This window comes from Nocardioides nematodiphilus, from assembly GCF_020216525.1.
In the GTDB taxonomy this organism is placed as follows: Bacteria; Actinomycetota; Actinomycetes; order Propionibacteriales; family Nocardioidaceae; genus Nocardioides; species Nocardioides nematodiphilus.
This window is the reverse complement of sequence record NZ_JAIWOY010000006.1, coordinates 106,299-125,352: the sequence shown is the minus strand read 5'-3', so window position 1 is coordinate 125,352 and position 19,054 is coordinate 106,299. Positions and strand designations below refer to the sequence as shown.

Here is a 19,054-nt window from a genome sequence, read left to right as displayed (position 1 = left end):
CGGGCCATGCGCCCTGCACTGCTCGCACCCTACGTCGCCGTCACGACCGTCCATCTGGTCGCTGACGTCAGCGGTGCGCATGCGCTCGCCGACGCCACCCAGGTGCTGCTGATGCCGGCGCTGGCGCTCTTCCTGATCACGGCCGCGCCGCATCGCGACCGGCTGCTCGACCTGACCCGGTGGGCGCTGCTCTTCTCCTGGCTCGGCGACTCGGTCCCGCGGCTGCTGCACGACGACGCCCAGTTCGGGGCGATGCTCGGCTCGTTCCTGATCGCGCAGCTCTGCTACATCCGCGGGTTCCTCCCCTACCGCGAGCGGAGCCTGTGGCAGGTGCGGCGCGCCTGGCTGACGCCGTACGGGCTGGCGCTGCTGGCCCTCCTCGTGGCGTGCGTCCCGGCGGCGGGCGTGCTCGCCTCGGCGGTCATCATCTACGGCTGCTGCCTCGCGGCGATGGCGACGCTGGCCAGCGGCGTCAACGCCCTGACCTGGATCGGCGCGGGGATCTTCATGGTCTCCGACAGCCTGATCGCGCTGGACGCCTTCGACGTGTGGACCCAGCCCGGGCACGACTTCTGGGTGATGGCGACCTACTGCGCCGCCCAGCTGCTCATCGTCCTCGGGGTGCTGCGCGAGGCCAGTCCGCGGCTGCTCCCGAACGCGGTGCCGCTCAGCCGGCCGATCCCCGGCTGAGCCGGCTGAGCCGGGCGTCGAGCCCCAGCGCGCAGCCGCGCATCATCCGGTCGTGGTTCCAGGTGAGCAGCGGCCGGGCGACGGCGACCAGCGCAGCCGGGACGGTGGTCAGCTCGACCTCCTGGTGCGCCTCGACCCGCGTGCCCCCGCCCGGCTCCTCGGTGAGGGTCCAGGCCACGGAGCCCACGAGGTCGCCGGCGACGTCGACGCGCAAGGTGGGCAGCTCGCGTGACACCGCGTGCAGGCGCAGCTCCAGGGCGTACGGGAGTGCGGCGCGGCAGACCACGATCGCGTCGTCGTCACCGAGCTTCGCGACGGCACGGACCTGGGGCCACCACTCGGGATAGCGCTCGAGGTCGACGAGCACGTCGCGCACCGCTGCAACGGTGGCGTCGAGCGACCAGGTCGTGTCGAAGGAGAAGTGCCGATTGAGTCGGGGCCTGTCCACAACGGTCATCCTGCCGGATACGGTCTGACCATGACGGATGGAGACGTTGGCCTGCTCGAGCTCGCCCGCACCTGGCTGGCCGAGGATCCCGACCCCGATACCCGGGCGGAGCTGGCCGCGCTCCTCGACGCCGGGATCACCGACGACCTGGCCGATCGCTTCGCCGGCACGCTGCAGTTCGGCACCGCCGGGCTGCGCGGCGCCCTCGGTGCCGGACCCAACCGGATGAACCGCGTGGTCGTCCTACGTGCCGCGGCCGGCCTGGCCGCCTACCTCAAGCAGACCGGCGCGAGCGGGCCGGTCGTGATCGGGTACGACGCGCGGCACAACTCCGACGTCTTCGCCCGCGACACCGCCGAGGTGATGACGGGCGTCGGCATCGACGCCCTGCTCCTCCCCCGCCCGCTGCCCACCCCGGTGCTCGCCTTCGCGATCCGCGACCAGGGCGCGGCCGCAGGCGTGATGGTGACCGCGAGCCACAACCCGCCGCAGGACAACGGCTACAAGGTCTACCTCGGCGACGGCTCACAGATCGTGCCGCCCGCCGACATCGAGATCGCCGCGCAGATCGCCGCCGCCTCGGCGGGTCCCGTCTCCGACATCCCACGAGGCGATGGCGGCACGGTGCTCGGCGACGACGTGGTCGCGCGCTACCTCGCCCGCGTGACCACGCTGGTCGACTCGTGTGGCCCGCGGGAGGTCGTCACCGTCCACACCGCGTTGCACGGCGTCGGCTCCGACCTCGCCCTGCGGGCGATCCGGCTGGCGGGCTTCCCCGAGCCCATCCCGGTGGCCGAGCAGGCCGAGCCGGACCCCGAGTTCCCGACCGTCGCCTTCCCCAACCCCGAGGAGCCCGGCGCCATCGACCTGGCGCTCGCCAAGGCCGCCGAGGTCGGCGCCGACCTGGTGATCGCCAACGACCCGGACGCCGATCGGTGCGCGGTCGCGGTGCCGACGCGCGAGAGCGGCTGGCGGATGCTGCGCGGCGACGAGGTCGGCGCCCTGCTCGCCGACCACCTGCTGCGCACCGGCGCCGCGGGGACGTACGCATGCTCGATCGTGTCCTCCTCGCTGCTCGGCAAGCAGGCCGCCGCGTACGGCCAGCCCTTCGTCGAGACCCTGACCGGCTTCAAGTGGATCGGTCGTCTCGAGGGTCTCGCGTTCGGGTACGAGGAGGCGCTCGGCTACTGCGTCGACCCGACGGTCGTGAAGGACAAGGACGGCATCTCGGCGGCGGTCCGCGTGGTCGAGCTCGCCGCGCTGCTCAAGGCCTCGGGCCACACGCTGCTCGACCGCCTGGACGAGATCGCGCTCACCCACGGCGTGCACGCCACCGACCAGCTCTCCGTCCGGGTGACGGACCTGTCGCTCATCGGCGAGGCGATGGAGCGGCTGCGCGCCACCGCGCCGACGAGCCTGGCGGGTGCGGAGGTCACCTCCGCCGAGGACCTCACCGCCGGCACGGCGACGCTGCCCCCGACCGACGGCCTGCGCTACCACCTCGCCGACGGCTCCCGTGTGATCGTGCGCCCGAGCGGCACCGAGCCGAAGCTGAAGTGCTACCTCGAGGTCGTCATCCCGGTCGAGGGCGCGCCCCATCTGGCGGCCGCTCGCGTCGAGGCCTCCCGGCGGCTGGCCGCGCTCAAGGACGACATGCGGGGCGCCCTCGGACTGTGAGGCCGGCGGCGTCGGAGCGCGGTCAGTGCGCGGCGTCGTCGACCGGCACCCGCGGCGCGACGACGTACGCCTCGCCCGGGACCGCCGCGCGGCCGAAGAAGTAGCCCTGCGCGAGCTCGTAGCCCAGCGCGCGCAGCACCTGGGCTTGGTACTCGGTCTCGACGTGCTCGGCGAGCAGCCGCACCCCGAGGCTGCGCGCCATCGTCACGATCGCGCGCAGGATGGCGGGGTCGTGGCCCTCGCGGATCGACCGGGTCAGGGTCCCGTCCACCTTGATGAGATCGATCGGCAGCTGCTCGATGCGACGCAGCGAGGAGTAGCCGGCGCCGAAGTCGTCGATCGCGACCAGTGACCCCATCTCCCTCAGGTCGCACAGGTTCTGGATGATCTGCGGGTCGTTGTCCTCGAAGACGCTCTCGGTCACCTCGAAGACGAGCCGGCTCGCCGTCGTGCCCCACGTCTCGAGGCAGAGGCTCACGTGCTCTGCATAGCCGGCGCGCCGCAGCTCGTGCACCGACACGTTGGTGCCGATCACCTGGTAGGCCTCCGGCAGCAGCGCCGCGAGCCGGCAGCACTCGTCGAGGACCCATCGGCCCAGTGCGTGGATGGCTCCGGTGCGCTCGGCCTGCGGGATGAAGTCGTCGGGGCTGACGATGCCGCGGCCTGGCCGGTGCCACCGTACGAGCGCCTCGTAGCCGGCGACGAAGTCGCCGCGCTGCAGCTCGACGACGGGCTGCAGCATCACCCGCATCTCGCCGGCGGCGATCGCCGCCTCGAGCTCGCTGGCGTCACGGTCCGGGTCGCCGTAGACCGAGGTGCGGTCACGGCCGGAGGACTTCGCCTCGTAGAGCGCCACGTCGGCCCGGCTGAGCAGCAGCGACTGCGAGTCGCCGCGGCCCCAGGCGGCGACCCCCGCCGAGGAGGTCGCCTCTCCGGGCACGGCGGCGCGGAGCCGGTCGGCGACGTCGGCGGCCTGGCCGAGCGAGGTGTCGGGGAGGAGGACGATGAACTCGTCGCCACCGTGGCGCCCCAGCACCGACCGCTCGGGCAGCACGGCGTGCCAGGCGTTGGCGCAGCCCATCAGCAGCCGGTCGCCGTACTGGTGGCCGTTGACGTCGTTGACCTGCTTGAAGTTGTCGATGTCCATCGCGATCAGTGCGCACTGGCCGCCCTCGCGATCGAGCCGGCGCAGCGTGCCCTCCAGGCGGCGCTCGAGGCCGCGGCGGTTGAGCGCCCCGGTGAGCGGGTCGACCTCCGCGACGTCGGCGGCGTGTGCCATCCACGCGACGAGCACGGCCAGGCCCGCCAGGCACCCCTCGACCATGAGCACCTCGGGAAGGTGCACCCCGTCAGCGATGGTCACCCAGCCGCGGCACAGCAGCGCCAGCAGCAGCATCGGCATCGCCTTGCGCAGCGAGAACTGCATCGCGCCCGCGACCACCGGAAGCAGATAGAACGAGCTCACCGCGAGGACGTCGAGCCGGTCCCGCTCCACCCAGGCCACCAGCGTGACCAGGAGGATCGCGTTGGTGACGAGCAGCTCGTACGACCAGCGTGGCAGCCGGTGGCCGACCGCGGCGCAGACCGCGCCACCGGCCAGCACCAGGAGGCCGACGCCCGCGAGGGTGAGGCGGGGCTCGGCGGCGTCGGGCATGACCATCGCGCAGAGGGCGGCGATGCTGCCGGCCAGGCCGAGGAGGAAGGTGGCGCTGATCCGCAGCGTGGACGGCGTGGCCATGGCCGGCGCCTCACGCCAGGCGTGGTCGAGATCGAATCGCAGCGTGCTCACGCGCAGTGCCCCCCGCACCTCTCCGATATCTTTAAACGAAACTGATCGGCCACCCGGCGAATCCGTTGAGGAGGATCGCAGACAACCTTGACGTCAACAACCGGTTCCGCGATATCCACAGGAAGCCGGATGCGTATGCTGTGCCGGTGAGCTCCGCCGACATCGCCAGGATCATCGACCACACCCTGCTGAAGCCGGAGGCCACCCGCGCCGACGTCGAGGCCCTGATCGCCGAGGCCGCCGAGCTCGGCACCTACTCGGTGTGCATCTCGCCCTCGATGCTGCCCGTCTCCGTGCCCGAGGGGCTCCACCTCGCGGTGGTCTGCGGCTTCCCGAGCGGGAAGCACACCTCCGCGGTCAAGGCAGCCGAGGCGGCCGAGTCGGTCCGGCTCGGTGCCGAGGAGATCGACATGGTCATCGACGTGGGCGCCGCCAAGGAGCACCGGTACGACGACGTGCAGGCCGACATCGCGGCGGTCCGCGCCGCGGTGCCCGCCCCGACCGTGCTCAAGGTGATCATCGAGTCCGCCGCGCTGGGCGACGAGGAGATCGTCGGCGTGTGCCGTGCCTCGGTCGCCGCGGGCGCCGACTTCGTGAAGACCTCGACCGGCTTCCACCCGGCCGGCGGCGCATCCGTCGAGGCCGTGAAGCTCATGCGGGAGACCGTCGGCCCCGACCTCGGTGTCAAGGCCTCCGGCGGCGTTCGCACGCTCGAGCAGGCCGAGGCGATGGTCGCGGCCGGCGCCACCCGGCTCGGTGTCTCCGGCTCGCGCGCGCTGCTCGCCGGCGCCGCGGAGTCCGGTTCCGGCTCCTACTGACGCAGGTGCCCGCACGCGTCATCGTCGTCGCCGGCCCGTCCGGCTCCGGCAAGTCCCGGCTGAGCCACCGTCTCGGCCTGCCGGTGCTCAACCTCGACGACTTCTACAAGAACGGCAGCGACCCGTCGCTGCCACGCATCGCAAGCGGCCCCAACGCGGGCATCGTCGACTGGGACGACCCGGACTCCTGGCTGCGCGAGGACGCGCTCGCCGCGATCCGCGAGCTCTGCGAGGCCGGCACGACCGAGGTGCCGATCTACCAGATCTCCGCCGACGGCCGGGTGGGCTCCAAGACGATGGCCCTCGATGAGCACGACATGTTCGTGGCCGAGGGGATCTTCGCCCAGGAGATCGTCGCCGACTGCTCGCGGGCCGGCGACCTGCTGGCGGCGTACTGCATCACGCAGCGCCCGATCGTGACCTTCTGGCGTCGGCTCGTCCGTGACCTGCGGGAGCGACGCAAGCCGCCGGTGGTGCTGGTGCGACGGGGGTTGGCCCTGATGCGCGGGCAGCGCCGGGTGGTCGACGACGCGGTGGCGAAGGGCTGCCGAGCTGTCTCCTCCGAGCAGGCGTACGGCGAGCTGCGTGCCCGCCTGCGGGCACGGACCGTGACCCTGCCGCGTGGGCTGCGGCAGCCCGACAACGTCTCCTGCGGCGCCACGTCGGTGGTGGTCGCACGGATGCTGCGCGACCCCGCATGGGCCGAGGAGATCCGGCCGCGCTTCGCTGAGGTGGTGCAGGCGACGCACCGCACCTTCCGCGGCTGGCCGCGGCGGCTCGGCACCGCGTTCTGGTCGGTGGCTCACCAGCTGCACGAGATCGAGGGCGTCCGCTACGCGCTGTCGCCGTGGGGCGTCGCGGGCCTGTGCCCGGGGCGCGCGTACGACCGGCTGCACCGCGCCGCGTCGCGGGGCCTGTTCAGCGGGCTCTACGTCGGCACCCGGACGCTGCCGCGCCACGTCACGCTCGTGCTGGGGGTCGGCGGCGAGGACGGGGCCGCGCTCCAGGTCTTCGACCCGGCCGACGGGTCCGTCCGGATCGTCACCCGCGAGCAGTTCACCTCCCGCACGCTCGGGCTCGGTGGCTGGCCGCAGGTCTGGTCGACGGTGGTGCCGCGAGCCTGATCGGAGCATGCTGGATCGCATGTCCACGATCACCCCGCACCTCTGGTTCGACACGCAGGCCCTCGAGGCCGCCACGTTCTACACCGGCCTCTTCCCGGACTCCGAGATCACCAGCAGCGGCGTGCTCAAGGACACGCCGAGCGGCGACACCGAGATGGTGTCGTTCCGGCTGTGGGGTCAGGACTTCATGGCGATCAGCGCCGGGCCGCAGTTCACGATCAACCCGTCGATCTCGTTCCTGGTCAACGTCGATCCGTCGCGGGTCGCGGACGCGCGGGCCGAGGTCGACCGGCTCTGGGCCGCGCTGCGTGAGGGTGGGCACGTGCTGATGGAGCTCGGCGAGTACCCGTTCTCCCCACGCTACGGGTGGGTCCAGGACCGCTTCGGCGTGTCCTGGCAGATCATGCTCACCGACCCGGAGGGCGAGCCGCGCCCGCCGATCCTGCCCTCGATGCTCTTCGTCGGCGACGCCGCGGGCAAGGCCGAGGCCGCCCGCGCGCTCTACACCGGCCTGTTCCCCGACGCTGAGCCCGGCAACCTGGTGCGCTGGCCCGAGGACTCCGGCGCCGAGCAGGCCGGCACCGTGATGTTCAGCGACTTCCGTCTCGGCGACACCTGGCTGACCGCGATGGACAGCTCCGACGGCGGCCACGGCTTCGGCTTCAACGAAGCGGTGTCGTTCGTGGTCAGCTGCGCCGACCAGGCCGAGCTCGACCGCTACTGGGCGGCCCTGTCCTCGATCCCGGAGTCGGAGCAGTGCGGGTGGTGCAAGGACCGCTTCGGGGTCTCCTGGCAGATCGTCCCCGCCGGCTTCGAGCGCTACCTGTCCGAGGGCACCCCCGAGCAGGTCCAGCGTGTCGTCGCGGCCTTCCTCCAGATGCGGAAGATGGACATCGCCGCGCTCGAGGCCGCCTTCCGCGGCTGACTCGGCCCTCCCGCACCGCTGACTCGGCCCTCCCGCACCGCTGACTCGGCCCTCCCGCACCGCCGACTCGGCCCTGCGTCACCCGCGCAGGGCGGCGTACCGCTCCTTGATCCGGTGGATGAGGTCGACCCGCTCGTCGTAATGCAGGAACGCTGACTTCATCGCGTTGACGGTGACCTTCTCCAGCTGGGCCAGGTCCCAGCCGAGCTCGTCGACGAGGCCCTGCATCTCGATGCTCATCGAGGTGCGTGACATCAGCCGGTTGTCGGTGTTGACCGTGACCCGGAAGCCGAGGTCGGCGAGCAGCCCGATCGGGTGCTCGGCGATCGAGGCCGCGGCGCCGGTCTGGACGTTGGAGCGCGGGCAGATCTCGAGCGGGATGCGCCGATCGCGGACGTACGCCGCCAGCTTGCCGAGGGCGGCGGTGCCGTCGGCCCCCACGGTGATGTCCTCGGCGATCCGGACGCCGTGGCCGAGCCGGTCGGCGCCGCACGGGTGCACGGCCTCCCAGATCGAGGGCAGCCCGAAGCCCTCGCCGGCGTGGATCGTGTAGCGCACGTTCTCGGCGGCCAGCAGCTCGAAGGCGGCTAGGAAGCGGGTGGGCGGGAAGCCCGCCTCGGGCCCGGCGATGTCGAAGCCGGCCGCGCCGCGCTCGCGCCACTCGATGGCGAGTTTGGCGATCTCGGAGGCACGCGCGGCCTGACGCATCGCGGTCAGCAGCTGGCGTACGACGATCGTGCCGTCGGCGGCGGCCATGCCCTCGTCGAAGCCGCGCTGCACCGCCGCGACGACCTCCTCCAGCTCGAGTCCGCCGTCGACGTGCAGCTCGGGGGCGTAGCGGATCTCGGCGTACACGACGCCGTCGGCCGCGAGGTCCTCCACCGCCTCCCGCGCGACCCGCGTGATGGCATCGGCGGTCTGCATCACGGCGACGGTGTGAGCGAAGGTCTCGAGGTAGCGCTCGAGCGATCCGGAGTCGGCGCTCTCCGCGAACCAGTCCGCCAGGGTCTCGGGTGTCGTCGCTGGCAGCGCATGGCCGATGCCGGCTGCGAGCTCGATGATCGTCGCGGGACGCAGGCCGCCGTCGAGGTGGTCGTGGAGGAGCACCTTCGGTGCCTGGAGGATCTGCTCACCGGTAGGTTGCATGGGACCCATCCAAGCAGGACGTTCCACCCAGGGGGCATGGACATGCGCACCTTCACCACGTTCGACGAGATCGCGGCCGCCGAGGGCGAGCCGCTCGGCAGCACCGACTGGGTCGAGATCACCCAGGACCGCGTGGACGCCTTCGCCGACGCGACCGGTGACCACCAGTGGATCCACGTGGACGTGGATCGCGCGAAGAGCGGACCGTTCGGCGGCACCATCGCGCACGGCTACCTGACGCTCTCGCTAGTGCCGTGGCTCGGCTCGCAGATCTTCTCCCTCGAGACGCCGGGCGCGAAGCTCAACTACGGGCTGAACAAGGTCCGTTTCCCGAACCCCCTGCTCGTGGGCAGGCGGATCCGTGGCTCGGCGGTGTTCTCCGACGTCGCGACCATCCCGGCCGGCCTGCAGGTCACGATCTCGTACACGGTCGAGATCGAGGGCGAGGCCAAGCCGGCCTGCGTCGCTGAGACGCTGGTGCTGCTCCTCTCCGAGTGAGCCGCAGGCGCGACCGCGACCGCTACGGCGGCTCGCGCGCCGCTATACGGATGAGCACATAGACCACGTGCTCATCCGTATAGACGAACGTGCTCGTCTTTATAGGCCCCTATAAAGACGAGCACATCGCGACGCCGCGCGAACGTGCTCATCTATATAGCGCCGCGGCGCATCCGCCGGCGACGAGCGGCCGGCGGCATTCTCAGCTGATCCGGTCGAGGATGAGCGGCGAGGGCTCGTACGAGGTGCCCTCGGGCGCGACGTCCCAGCCGCCCTCGAGCGCCGCCAGGGCCCGATCGAAACGCTCGGGCGTGTCGGTGTGCAGCGTGAAGAGCGGCTCGCCGGCCCGTACGGGATCGCCGGGGCGCGCGTGCCACACGACGCCCGCGCCCAGCTGCACCGGGTCCTCCTTGCGCTCGCGACCGGCACCGAGGCGCCAGGCGGCCAGCCCGACCGAGAGCGCGTCGAGGCGGGTCAGCACACCTGAGGACGGCGCCGTCACGACGTGTTGCTCGCGGGCCACCGGCAGCGCCGCCGAGGGGTCGCCACCCTGGGCGGCGATCATCGCGTTCCAGGCGTCCATCGCACGGCCCGAGGCGAGCACGTCGGCCGGGTCGAGGTCACGTACGCCGGCGCCGAGCAGCATCTCTCGGGCGAGCGCAACCGTCAGCTCGACCACGTCAGCCGGACCACCGCCGGCGAGCACCTCGACCGACTCCGCCACCTCGAGCGCGTTGCCGGCGGTCAGGCCGAGCGGCGTCGCCATGTCGGTGAGCAGCGCGACCGTGTGCACCCCGGCGTCGAGGCCGAGGTCGACCATCGTCCGGGCGAGCTCGCGGGCATCGTCGAGGTTCTTCATGAAGGCACCGGAGCCGACCTTCACGTCGAGGACCAGCGCACCGGTCCCCTCGGCGATCTTCTTGGACATGATCGACGAGGCGATGAGCGGGATCGACTCGACGGTGCCGGTGACGTCGCGCAGCGCGTAGAGCTTCTTGTCGGCCGGAGCGAGCCCGGCCCCGGCCGCGCAGATGACCGCGCCGACCGACTCGAGCTGGGCGAACATCTCCTCGTTGGAGATCGAGGCCCGCCAGCCGGGGATCGCCTCGAGCTTGTCCAGCGTCCCGCCCGTGTGGCCCAGTCCGCGGCCCGAGAGCTGCGGCACCGCGACGCCGCACGCGGCGACGAGGGGCGCCAGGGGCAGGGTGATCTTGTCGCCCACTCCCCCGGTCGAGTGCTTGTCCGCGGTCGGGCGCGACAGCGCGTCGAACGACATCCGCTCGCCGGAGGCGATCATCGCGGCGGTCCAGTGCGCGATCTCGCGACGGTTCATCCCGCGCAGCAGGATCGCCATGTTGAGCGCGGCCATCTGCTCGTCGGCGACGCGGCCGTCGGTGTAGGCGGCGATCACCCAGTCGATCTGGCTGTCACTCAGCTCCCCACCGTCGCGCTTGGTGTGGATCACCTCGATGACGTCATGACCGGCGTTGCTCATCTCAGGTCCTCACTTCTTCAGGTTCTCTGGTCCGAAGGCATCGGGCAGCACGTCGGCCATGGTCCGCTCCCCCGACGGGGTGAGGACCACGAGCCCGGCGCCGCCGTTCTCCCACAGCAGCTGGCGGCAGCGACCGCACGGCATGATCAGGTCGGGCTCCTCCTGAAGCGAGGCGCCGACGCACAGGAAGTGCGTCAGCCTGCCCCCGCCGCTCAGGTGGAGCTGCGAGACGAGCCCGCACTCGGCACACAGCGTGACGCCGTACGCGGCGTTCTCGACGTTGCACCCGCGCACGATCCGACCATCGTCGACCAGCGCCGCGGCGCCGACCGAGAAGCCGGAGTACGGGGCGTACGCCTGCTGCGCCGCCGCGACCGCTGCGGCCCGCAGGCCCGCCCAGACGTCGACGATGCCAGCCTCCGGCTCCGCGTCACTGCTTGACATAGGGCTCTCCGTCGGCGGCGGGCGCGCGGACCTTCCCGACCAGACCGGCCACCGCGATGATCGTCGCGACGTAGGGCAGCATCGCCAGCAGGTACGACGGGATCGCGTGGGTGTTGATCGACAGGTTGTTCTGCAGCGCGATCGCGAAGCCGAACAGCAGCGCCGCGGCCGTCGCGCCCCGCGGGGACCAGCGGCCGAAGATCACCGCGGCGAGCGCGATGAAGCCGTTGCCCGAGGTGATGCCCTTGGCGAAGCCGCCGACCGAGCCGATCGTGAAGTAGGCACCGCCGAGGCCGGCGATCGCCGAGCCGATCAGCACGTTGCGGTAACGCAGCGCGAGCACCTTGATGCCGACCGTGTCGGCCGCCTTGGGATGCTCGCCGATCGCGCGGGTGCGCAGGCCCCAACGGGTACGGAAGAGCGCGACGTCGACACCGAAGATCAGGATGTACGTCAGGTACACCACGATGTTGGCCTCGAAGAACAGCGGCCCGATGATCGGGATCGAGTGCAGCAGCGGGATGTCGATCTCGCCCAGCACGCCGGGCTGGTTGAACTTCTCGGAGTCGTTGGCCATGAACGCGTCGAAGAGGAAGCCGGTCAGGCCGGCGGCCAGCACGTTGAGCACGACACCGAGGACGACCTGGTTGACCAGGTAGCGGATCGAGAAGAGCGCCAGCAGGACACCCATGAAAGCCCCGGCCGCGAGCGCGCCGAAGAGGCCGACCCAGGTGACCGCGACGGAGCCGACCAGGGCCGCGGCCCAGGCGCCGGCGAGCATCTGGCCCTCGATGGCGACGTTGATGACGCCGGAGCGCTCGCACATCACGCCGGCGAGGGCGCCCAGGATCAGCGGCACCGAAAGCGCGATCGAGTTCTGCAGGAGGCCGACGACGTCGATGGCGGGGTTCGTGCCCTGAGTCGAGACCCAGGAGAAGAACGCCACCATGAAGAGCAGGAACGCGATGCCCGCGGCCCACGGCGTCGCCCGGCGGCCGAAGCCGCGCACACCCTGCCAGGCCGCGATCGCCAGGATGACGATCCCGACGACGATGACGGTGGCCTTCGCCGGCAGCCCGACGGTGTGGCCGTCGAAGACCAGGTGGGCGGTGCCGCCGTCGACGGCCGTGCCGAGCCAGACGAGCGAGATCAGGCCGAGTACGGCGTACGCGATCGCGCGCAGGATGCGCGAGCGCGAGCTGAGCGTGGTGTCGACGACCTCGTGGTCGACGGTCAGGTCCTCGACGGGAGCCGTGGTGCTCATCCGTTCCACCCCTTCGCGAGATCGGCGCCGACGGAGGTGCCGGAGGTCTTGAGTCGGAAGATCGCCCGGATCACCGCGGGCGCGGCGATGAACAGCACGATCAGGGCCTGGATGACCTGGACCAGCTCGTTGGGCGCGTACGCCTGCATGAGCGGGCTGCCGGCGCGCAGGCCGCCGAAGAGCAGGCCGGCGAAGACGGTGCCGACCGGGTTGGCCCGGCCGAGCAGCGCGACCGTGATGGCGTCGAAGCCGATCCCGCTGTCGATGTCGCCGGTGATGGCCGGGTTGGTGCCGAGCACCTGCGAGACGCCGGCGAGGCCGCACAGCGCGCCGCTGATCAGCATCACGACGACGTAGCTGTTCTCGACGCTCATGCCGGCCGTACGGGCGGCGGCGGGGTTGGCGCCGACGGCCCGGAGCCGGAAGCCGAGCCGGCTGTACGTCAGCAGCCACCACACGACCACCGCGGCCGCGATCGAGAGCAGCAGGCCGGCGTGGACCCGCATGCTGTCGCCGAGGAGCAGCGGCAGCTGCGCGTTCGAGTCGACCGGGTTGGCGATCGCCTGGCCGTACGGCGGTGCCTGGAAGCCGCGCACCGAGAGCAGGTAGCCGAGGAGGTTGATCGCGACGTAGTTGAGCATGATCGTCGTGATGACCTCGTGTGCTCCGGTGCGGGCCTTGAGGAGACCGGCCAGGCCGCCCCACAGCGCGCCGCCGATGAGTCCCGCGACGACCGCCGCGACCAGGTGGATCCCGGCGGGCAGGTGCCAGTGGAACCCGACGAAGCCGGCGAAGACGGCGCCGATGATGATCTGGCCCTGGCCGCCGATGTTGAACAGACCGGCCCGGAAGGCGACGCCCACCGCGAGGCCGCCGGCGATCAGCGGGGTGGCGTTGGTCAGGGTCTCCGAGATCGGGCCGAGGTAGCCGACGAGGGTGCCGTGGGAGGCGGTGTTCGGGTTGTAGACGGCACCGTAGAAGAGCGCCTGGTACGTGTGCCAGATCGCCGACCAGGCGAACCGGAAGGTGTCGCCGGGGTAGTGCCCGAAGTACTGGAAGGAGTCACGGGTCTGCCGGTCGGCGATGGCGATCAGGATCGCGCCGATGACCAGCGCCGTGACGAAGGAGAGCAGGGTGACCAGGGCGGTGTCCCACGCCTGGCTGCGATGCCTCTTCGCCGGCGCGGGCGCCGGGGTCTCGGGCGTCGCGACGGGTGCGGTCGTGCTCACGAGGCGGTCTCTCCGTTCTCAGCGGTCTGGCCGGCCATGAGCATGCCGATCTCCTCTGCATCCGTCCCGGCTGGGACCTCACCGATGATCTTGCCGCGGTACATCACGCCGATCCGGTCGGCGAGGCCGAGGACCTCGTCGAGCTCGCTGGAGACGAGGATGACCGCAGCGCCGTTGTCGCGCTCGGCGACGATCCGCTTGTGCACGAACTCCATCGACCCGACGTCGAGTCCGCGGGTCGGCTGGGCGACGATCAGGAGCTTGAGCGGGCGCGACATCTCGCGCGCCAGCACGACCTTCTGCTGGTTGCCGCCCGACAGCGTGGAGGCGGCGTGGCCGATCGAGGAGGTCCGTACGTCGAACTCCTCCACCTTCTGCTCCGCGTGTGCCGCGATGTGCTTGAGGTCGAGGTTGAGCCGGCCCGAGAACGGGGCCTGGTCGTAGAGGTCGAGCACCATGTTCTCGGCGACCGAGAAGCTCGAGACGAGGCCGTCGTGAAGCCGGTCCTCGGGGACGTAGCCGACTCCGAGGCCGAGGATGTGGTCGGTCGACATCCGGGTGACGTCGGCCCCGGCGACCGAGATCCGGCCGGCGTCGACGCTCTCGAGGCCGACGAGGGCCTCGGTGATCTCGGTCTGGCCGTTGCCCTGGACGCCGGCGAGCGCGTAGATCTCGCCGCCGCGCACGGTGAAGCTGACGTCGTCGACGGTGACGGCACCGCCGTCGTCGAGGATCCGTACGCCCTCGACCTCGACGACCGCCCCGCCGGGCTGCGCCGGCTCCTTGTCGACGTTGAGCTTGACCGGGCGGCCGACCATCAGGGAGGCGAGCTCGGCGGGCGTGGAGTCCGGGGAGGCCGTGCCGACGACCTTGCCGCGACGGATCACGGTGATCTTGTCGGCGACCGCGCGAACCTCGCGCAGCTTGTGCGTGATGAAGACGATCGCGGTGCCGCTCTCCTTGAGCGCGACCATGATCTTCATCAGGTCGTCGGTCTCCTGGGGTGTGAGCACGGCGGTCGGCTCGTCGAGGATGAGGACCTTGGCGTCGCGGACGAGCGCCTTGAGGATCTCGACGCGCTGCTGGACGCCGACGGGGAGGTCCTGGACCAGCGCGTCGACAGGCACGGCCAGGCCGTACCGCTCGGAGATCTCCTGGACCTCGCGGCGAGCGCGCCTGCGGTCGAGCCGGCCGATGATGCGCGGCAGGATGCCGTGGACACGCTCGTGGCCGAGCTCGATGTTCTCGGCGACCGTGAAGACCGGGATCAGCATGAAGTGCTGGTGCACCATGCCGATGCCGGCGGCCATCGCGTCGCCGGGGCCGGCGAACGTCACCGGGACGTCGTCGATCAGGATCTCGCCCTCGTCGGGCTGGTAGAGCCCGTACAGGACGTTCATCAGCGTGCTCTTGCCGGCGCCGTTCTCGCCCAGCAGTGCATGGATCTCGCCCGGCTCGACGACCAGATCGATGTGATCGTTCGCGGTCAAAGAGCCGAAGCGCTTGGTGATTCCTCGAAGTTCGAGCTTCACCGCACCTCCCTTGGTCGGTCCTCACCCTAGTCGGGAGAGACGCGTCGCGGGGGAGCCCATCCGGACTCCCCCGCGACGTTACGCGTACTGGTGGATCAGATCAGCGAGGCGATCACTTCGGCTGGCTGGGCGAGGTGATCTTGATGGCGCCCGACTCGATGTCCGAGGTGATCTTCGACAGGGCGTCCTTGACGTCCGACGGGACCTTGGAGTCGAAGTCGTGGAACGGCGCGAGGCCGGTGCCACCGTTCTGCAGGGTGCCGATCCAGTTGCCGGACGGGAAGCTCTTCTTGGCCGGGTCGACCTGCTTCATGTAGTCCTGGACGGACTGCGAGAGGCCCTTGGTCACCGAGGTGATGAAGTACTTGCCGTACTGGGCGGCCGACTCGTAGCCGTCGGTGTCGACCCAGATCAGGTTGAGCTTGCCGTTGGAGGCCTCGGCCGCGGCACCCGCGCCCAGACCGGCGCCACCGGCGACCGGGAAGACGACGTCAGCACCCTGCTGGACCATCGCCATGGTGAGGGCCTTGCCCTTGTTCTGGTCGGTGAAGGACTGCGAGAAGGTGCCGCCCTTCTGGTTGCCCTCGTCCCAGCCGAGGACCTTGACGCTCTTGTTGTTCTGCTTGTTGAAGTACTGGACGCCCTCCCAGAAGCCGTCCATGTAGATCGTCACCGGCGGGATGTTGAGGCCGCCCCAGGTGCCGACGACGCCGGACTTGGACATCGCCGCCGCGACGTAGCCGCCGAGGAAGCCGCCCTGCGCGGTGTTGAACTCCAGGCCGTAGACGTTCGGCGCGGACGAGGAGCTGTCGATCTGCGCGTAGTGCTGGTCGGGGTTGGCCTTGGCGATCTTGGCGACGTTGTCGGTCATGAGACCGCCGACGGCGATGACGGTGTCGCAGCCGCCGTTGGTCTGTGCCGTCAGGTTGGGGGTGTAGTCGTTGGCCGAGTTCGAGGCGACGTAGCCGGGCGTGATGTTCGGGTTGGTCTTGGCCGCGGCCTGCAGGCCGTCCCAGGACGCCTGGTTGAACGACTTGTCGTCGACGCCGCCGATGTCGAGCACCATGCACGCCTTGATCTTGGCGGCAGCAGCAGCGGTGGTCGGCGCAGCCGCGGAGCCGTTGTCGGCGGAGTTGTCGTCCGCCTTGCTCGAGCAGCCGGCCGCGATCAGCGCGACGGCGCCCATCGCGGCAATGGTCTTGGCAATGTGACGCACAGGTCCTCCTCAGAGTTGCGGCCGCCCCGCCGGCGCCGCACTAATAGGCGTCACCCTAGGACTTCCTCAGACCCCACGACACCGCAATGCGCGGACGAAACACGTTCGTTATCGAGTGGTTACTCAGGGGCGTCGTACGCCGCCAGAAGGCGGTCGGCCGCGACGGTCGCCGGGAGCTCTCCGCTGAGCACGGTCGTACGGATCTCGTCGCGGATCGCGCGCACCCCGGGGCTGTGCCGCAGCCGCTGGTCGAGCTCGTCGCGGACCAGCGCCCAGGTGAACTCGAGCTGCTGCTCGGCGCGCTTGGCGTGGAGGCCGGCCTCGCCGAGGTGCGCGCGATGGGCGAGCACCTGCTCCCAGACGCCGGAGACGTCGTGACCGGTCAGGCCCGACGCGGTGACGACCGGCGGGACCCACTCCCCCTTGCCCCGGACCAGCCGCAGCGCGCCGGAGAGCTCGCGCGCGGCGGCCCGGGCCTGCTGCGCCCGCGCCTCGTCCTCGGGGTCGGCCTTGTTGACCGTGACCACATCTGTGATCTCGAGGATGCCCTTCTTGATGCCCTGCAGCTGGTCGCCGGTGTTGGCGATGGTGAGGAAGAGGAAGGTGTCGACCATCCCGGCGACGGTGACCTCGGACTGGCCGACGCCGACGGTCTCGACCAGGATCACGTCGTACCCCGCCGCCTCCAGGACGGTCATCGCCTGCACGGTCGCCCGCGCGACGCCGCCGAGGGTGCCCGCACTCGGGCTGGGACGGATGAAGGCGTGGGGGTCGACGCTGAGCCGCGCCATCCGGGTCTTGTCGCCGAGCACGGAGCCGCCCGTACGGACGCTGGACGGGTCGACCGCGAGCACGCCGACCTTGTGGCCCTGGCTCGTGAGCAGGGTCCCGAGAGCCTCGATGAACGTGGACTTGCCGACCCCGGGCACGCCCGAGATGCCGACGCGCACGGCGCTGCTGTCCGCAGCCGAGTGGGTCTCCGCGAGCGCGGTCAGCAGTGCACGCGCCTGCTCGCGGTGTGCCGGCTTGGTCGACTCCACGAGCGTGATGGCGCGCGCCACCGCGGCCCGCTTCTGCTCACGGATGCCGTCGGCGAGCTGGGTCACGAGGTCGTCAGACACGGCGCCACCCTACCGGCGGGTACGGAGCGCGATCGGCGGAGGCGCCGCACCAGGGCGAGCGCCTCCGCCGATCGGAGTCGGTGCGATCAGGCGCTGATCAGCGCCTCGAGCTCCTCCGCTGCCAGCTCGTCGGCACTCACGTGCGGCTGGCGACCGATCCCGAAGGCGGCGAGGAGCGCGGCGAACGCGAAGGAGACCGCGCCGAGGACGAAGGCGGTGACGTACGCACCCTCGGTCGGCAGCGCGATCGAGCCGCCCGGAATCGCGTGGACGGCGACCTCGCCGGCCAGGATCGTGATCACCACGGCGCTGCCGATCGCACCGCCGACGGTGCGCATGATCGAGTTGATCGAGTTGGCGATGCCGGTCTCGTGCGGCGCGACGTTCATGACCAGCAGCGCCGGCATCGCGGCGTAGGCGGTGGCGATCGCGGCGTTGGCGATCACCAGGGCGACGATCACCTCGGCAGTGGTCTCGTGCACCGCCGCGAGCAGGACCATGCCGACCAGGCCGAGCAGGCTGGCACCGAGCAGCACGAGGCGCGGCCCGATCCGGCCGACGAGGTGTCCCGCGATCGGGCCCATCAGCATCGCGACGACGGCACCGGGGAGCATGAAGACGACGCTGGTGCGCAGCACGCTGGCGGTGAAGCCGAAGCCGTCGATCTGCTCGGGCGACTGGACGAAGTAGGTGGCTCCGAGGAAGACGCTGAACATCGCGAACCCGACGAACATGCTGGCGAGGTTGGTCGCCAGCACCGGGCGGTGCGAGAGCAGCTTGATCGCGACCAGCGGCGCTGCGCTGCGGGCCTGCAGGGCGAGGAAGGCGATGAGGACGATCACGGCGGTGACGAAGAGGCCGATCACGCGGACCGATCCCCAGCCCCACTCGTGGCCCTGGGAGATCGGCAGCAGCAGCGCCACCAGGCCGAGCCCGAGGACACCGGCGCCGAGGTAGTCGACGCGCCCGCCCTGGCCGGCACGGTGCGGCAGGGACGCGATGGCGAGCGCCAGCACCAGGACCGTCATGACGACGGTCAGCCAGAAGATGCGGCGGTAGTCGGCGTCACCGCGGGTGAGCAGACCGGTGGCGACCAGCGCGACGCCGGAGCCCACGCCGAGCGCGGAGGCGGTGACCGCCATGGAGCCGGTGAGGCGCTCGACCGGCATCTCGTGGCGCAGCACGCTGATGGCCAGCGGGAACAGGCCGAAGCTGGCGCCCTGGAGCACCCGGCCGAGGATCAGCAGGCTGATGTCGTGGGTGGTCGCGGCGATGACGCTGCCGACCAATGTGACGACGAGGGCGGCGACGATGACCGGCTTGTGACCGTAGACATCACCGAGGCGGCCGAGCAGCGGGGTGACCGCCGACGCGGTCAGCATCGTCGCGGTGGTGACCCAGCCGACGGTCGTCGCGGAGACGCCGAGCTGGAGCCCGATCTGGGGCAGGACCGGGACGACCAGCGTCTGGATCATCGAGAGCAGGAAGACCGCAACGGCCATGGTCGTCAGGACCAGAGCCGGCGAGACCCGCCGGTCGTGCGTCGGGTGCGAGGGCGCGAACGAGGACATGACGACCACCGTACGGCGTTAATCGACACACTGTCGATTTTTGTCGACGTATCGTCGATCACAGCGC

Annotated in this window: 17 protein-coding genes; 6 read left to right on the top strand and 11 right to left on the bottom strand. The window is 71.0% G+C overall.

Annotation, left to right across the window (positions count from 1 at the left end; all coding sequences use genetic code 11):
- Positions 1-6 precede the first annotated feature (6 nt).
- Positions 7-690, top strand: coding sequence for a lysoplasmalogenase (locus KSO98_RS11830; protein ID WP_225285801.1), 684 nt, complete (start codon positions 7-9; stop codon positions 688-690).
- Here the strand turns inward: KSO98_RS11830 and KSO98_RS11825 are convergent.
- Complete coding sequence (locus tag KSO98_RS11825; RefSeq protein ID WP_225285800.1) at positions 668-1,138, bottom strand: SRPBCC family protein; 471 nt, start codon at positions 1,136-1,138, stop codon at positions 668-670. The two genes, KSO98_RS11830 and KSO98_RS11825, sit on opposite strands and share 23 nt — an antisense overlap.
- Before the next feature lie 30 nt (positions 1,139-1,168).
- On the opposite strand from KSO98_RS11825, the gene KSO98_RS11820 reads away from it, so the two are divergent.
- The gene (locus tag KSO98_RS11820) at positions 1,169-2,815 is read left to right on the top strand and encodes a phospho-sugar mutase (protein WP_225285799.1); all 1,647 of its coding nucleotides are present in this window, start codon (positions 1,169-1,171) and stop codon (positions 2,813-2,815) included.
- Between the two features lie 22 nt (positions 2,816-2,837).
- Here KSO98_RS11820 and KSO98_RS11815 read toward each other — a convergent pair whose 3' ends face one another.
- Positions 2,838-4,604, bottom strand: a complete 1,767-nt coding sequence (locus KSO98_RS11815) for a putative bifunctional diguanylate cyclase/phosphodiesterase (RefSeq protein WP_225285797.1) — start codon at positions 4,602-4,604, stop codon at positions 2,838-2,840.
- 146 nt (positions 4,605-4,750) lie between these two features.
- Here KSO98_RS11815 and deoC point away from each other — a divergent pair, with 146 nt between their 5' ends.
- From deoC to KSO98_RS11800, 3 genes are read left to right on the top strand one after another with little or no spacing between them, the layout of a single operon-like run.
- Complete coding sequence (deoC, locus tag KSO98_RS11810; RefSeq protein WP_372457780.1) at positions 4,751-5,422, top strand: deoxyribose-phosphate aldolase; 672 nt, start codon at positions 4,751-4,753, stop codon at positions 5,420-5,422.
- Between the two features lie 5 nt (positions 5,423-5,427).
- Positions 5,428-6,546, top strand: coding sequence for a uridine kinase family protein (locus KSO98_RS11805; RefSeq protein WP_225285795.1), 1,119 nt, complete (start codon positions 5,428-5,430; stop codon positions 6,544-6,546).
- Positions 6,547-6,565: 19 nt separating this feature from the next.
- A complete protein-coding gene (locus KSO98_RS11800) occupies positions 6,566-7,471 on the top strand; it encodes a VOC family protein (RefSeq protein ID WP_225285794.1) in 906 nt (301 codons plus the stop codon).
- A 78-nt stretch (positions 7,472-7,549) separates the two neighbouring features.
- Here the strand turns inward: KSO98_RS11800 and KSO98_RS11795 are convergent, their stop codons facing one another.
- Entirely contained in the window at positions 7,550-8,617 is a 1,068-nt protein-coding gene (locus KSO98_RS11795) for an adenosine deaminase (protein ID WP_225285793.1), read from the bottom strand.
- Between the two features lie 42 nt (positions 8,618-8,659).
- Between KSO98_RS11795 and KSO98_RS11790 the strand changes: the two genes are divergently transcribed.
- A complete protein-coding gene (locus tag KSO98_RS11790) occupies positions 8,660-9,115 on the top strand; it encodes a MaoC family dehydratase (RefSeq protein ID WP_225285914.1) in 456 nt (151 codons plus the stop codon).
- A gap of 202 nt (positions 9,116-9,317) precedes the next feature.
- Here KSO98_RS11790 and KSO98_RS11785 read toward each other — a convergent pair whose 3' ends face one another.
- The 8 genes from KSO98_RS11785 to KSO98_RS11750 all read right to left on the bottom strand — a co-directional run bounded on the left by KSO98_RS11785 (position 9,318) and on the right by KSO98_RS11750 (position 18,987).
- Positions 9,318-10,610, bottom strand: a complete 1,293-nt coding sequence (locus tag KSO98_RS11785) for a thymidine phosphorylase (RefSeq protein ID WP_225285792.1) — start codon at positions 10,608-10,610, stop codon at positions 9,318-9,320.
- Between the two features lie 9 nt (positions 10,611-10,619).
- Positions 10,620-11,054: a cytidine deaminase gene (locus tag KSO98_RS11780; RefSeq protein WP_225285791.1), complete on the bottom strand. Its 435-nt coding sequence runs from the start codon at positions 11,052-11,054 to the stop codon at positions 10,620-10,622.
- Positions 11,041-12,318, bottom strand: a complete 1,278-nt coding sequence (locus tag KSO98_RS11775; RefSeq protein WP_225285790.1) for an ABC transporter permease — start codon at positions 12,316-12,318, stop codon at positions 11,041-11,043. The genes KSO98_RS11780 and KSO98_RS11775 overlap by 14 nt, the downstream gene beginning before the upstream one ends.
- A complete protein-coding gene (locus KSO98_RS11770) occupies positions 12,315-13,547 on the bottom strand; it encodes an ABC transporter permease (protein WP_225285789.1) in 1,233 nt (410 codons plus the stop codon). The genes KSO98_RS11775 and KSO98_RS11770 overlap by 4 nt, the downstream gene beginning before the upstream one ends.
- Positions 13,544-15,079: an ABC transporter ATP-binding protein gene (locus KSO98_RS11765; protein WP_225285788.1), complete on the bottom strand. Its 1,536-nt coding sequence runs from the start codon at positions 15,077-15,079 to the stop codon at positions 13,544-13,546. The genes KSO98_RS11770 and KSO98_RS11765 overlap by 4 nt, the downstream gene beginning before the upstream one ends.
- 112 nt (positions 15,080-15,191) lie before the next feature.
- Positions 15,192-16,295 carry a BMP family lipoprotein gene (locus KSO98_RS11760; protein ID WP_225285786.1) on the bottom strand — a complete coding sequence of 368 codons (1,104 nt, stop codon included), beginning with the start codon at positions 16,293-16,295 and terminating at the stop codon, positions 15,192-15,194.
- A gap of 119 nt (positions 16,296-16,414) precedes the next feature.
- Positions 16,415-17,416, bottom strand: a complete 1,002-nt coding sequence (gene meaB, locus KSO98_RS11755) for a methylmalonyl Co-A mutase-associated GTPase MeaB (protein ID WP_225285784.1) — start codon at positions 17,414-17,416, stop codon at positions 16,415-16,417.
- Positions 17,417-17,502: 86 nt separating this feature from the next.
- On the bottom strand, positions 17,503-18,987 hold the full coding sequence (locus KSO98_RS11750; protein ID WP_225285782.1) for an MFS transporter: 1,485 nt from the start codon (positions 18,985-18,987) through the stop codon (positions 17,503-17,505).
- Between the last annotated feature and the right edge of the window lie 67 nt (positions 18,988-19,054).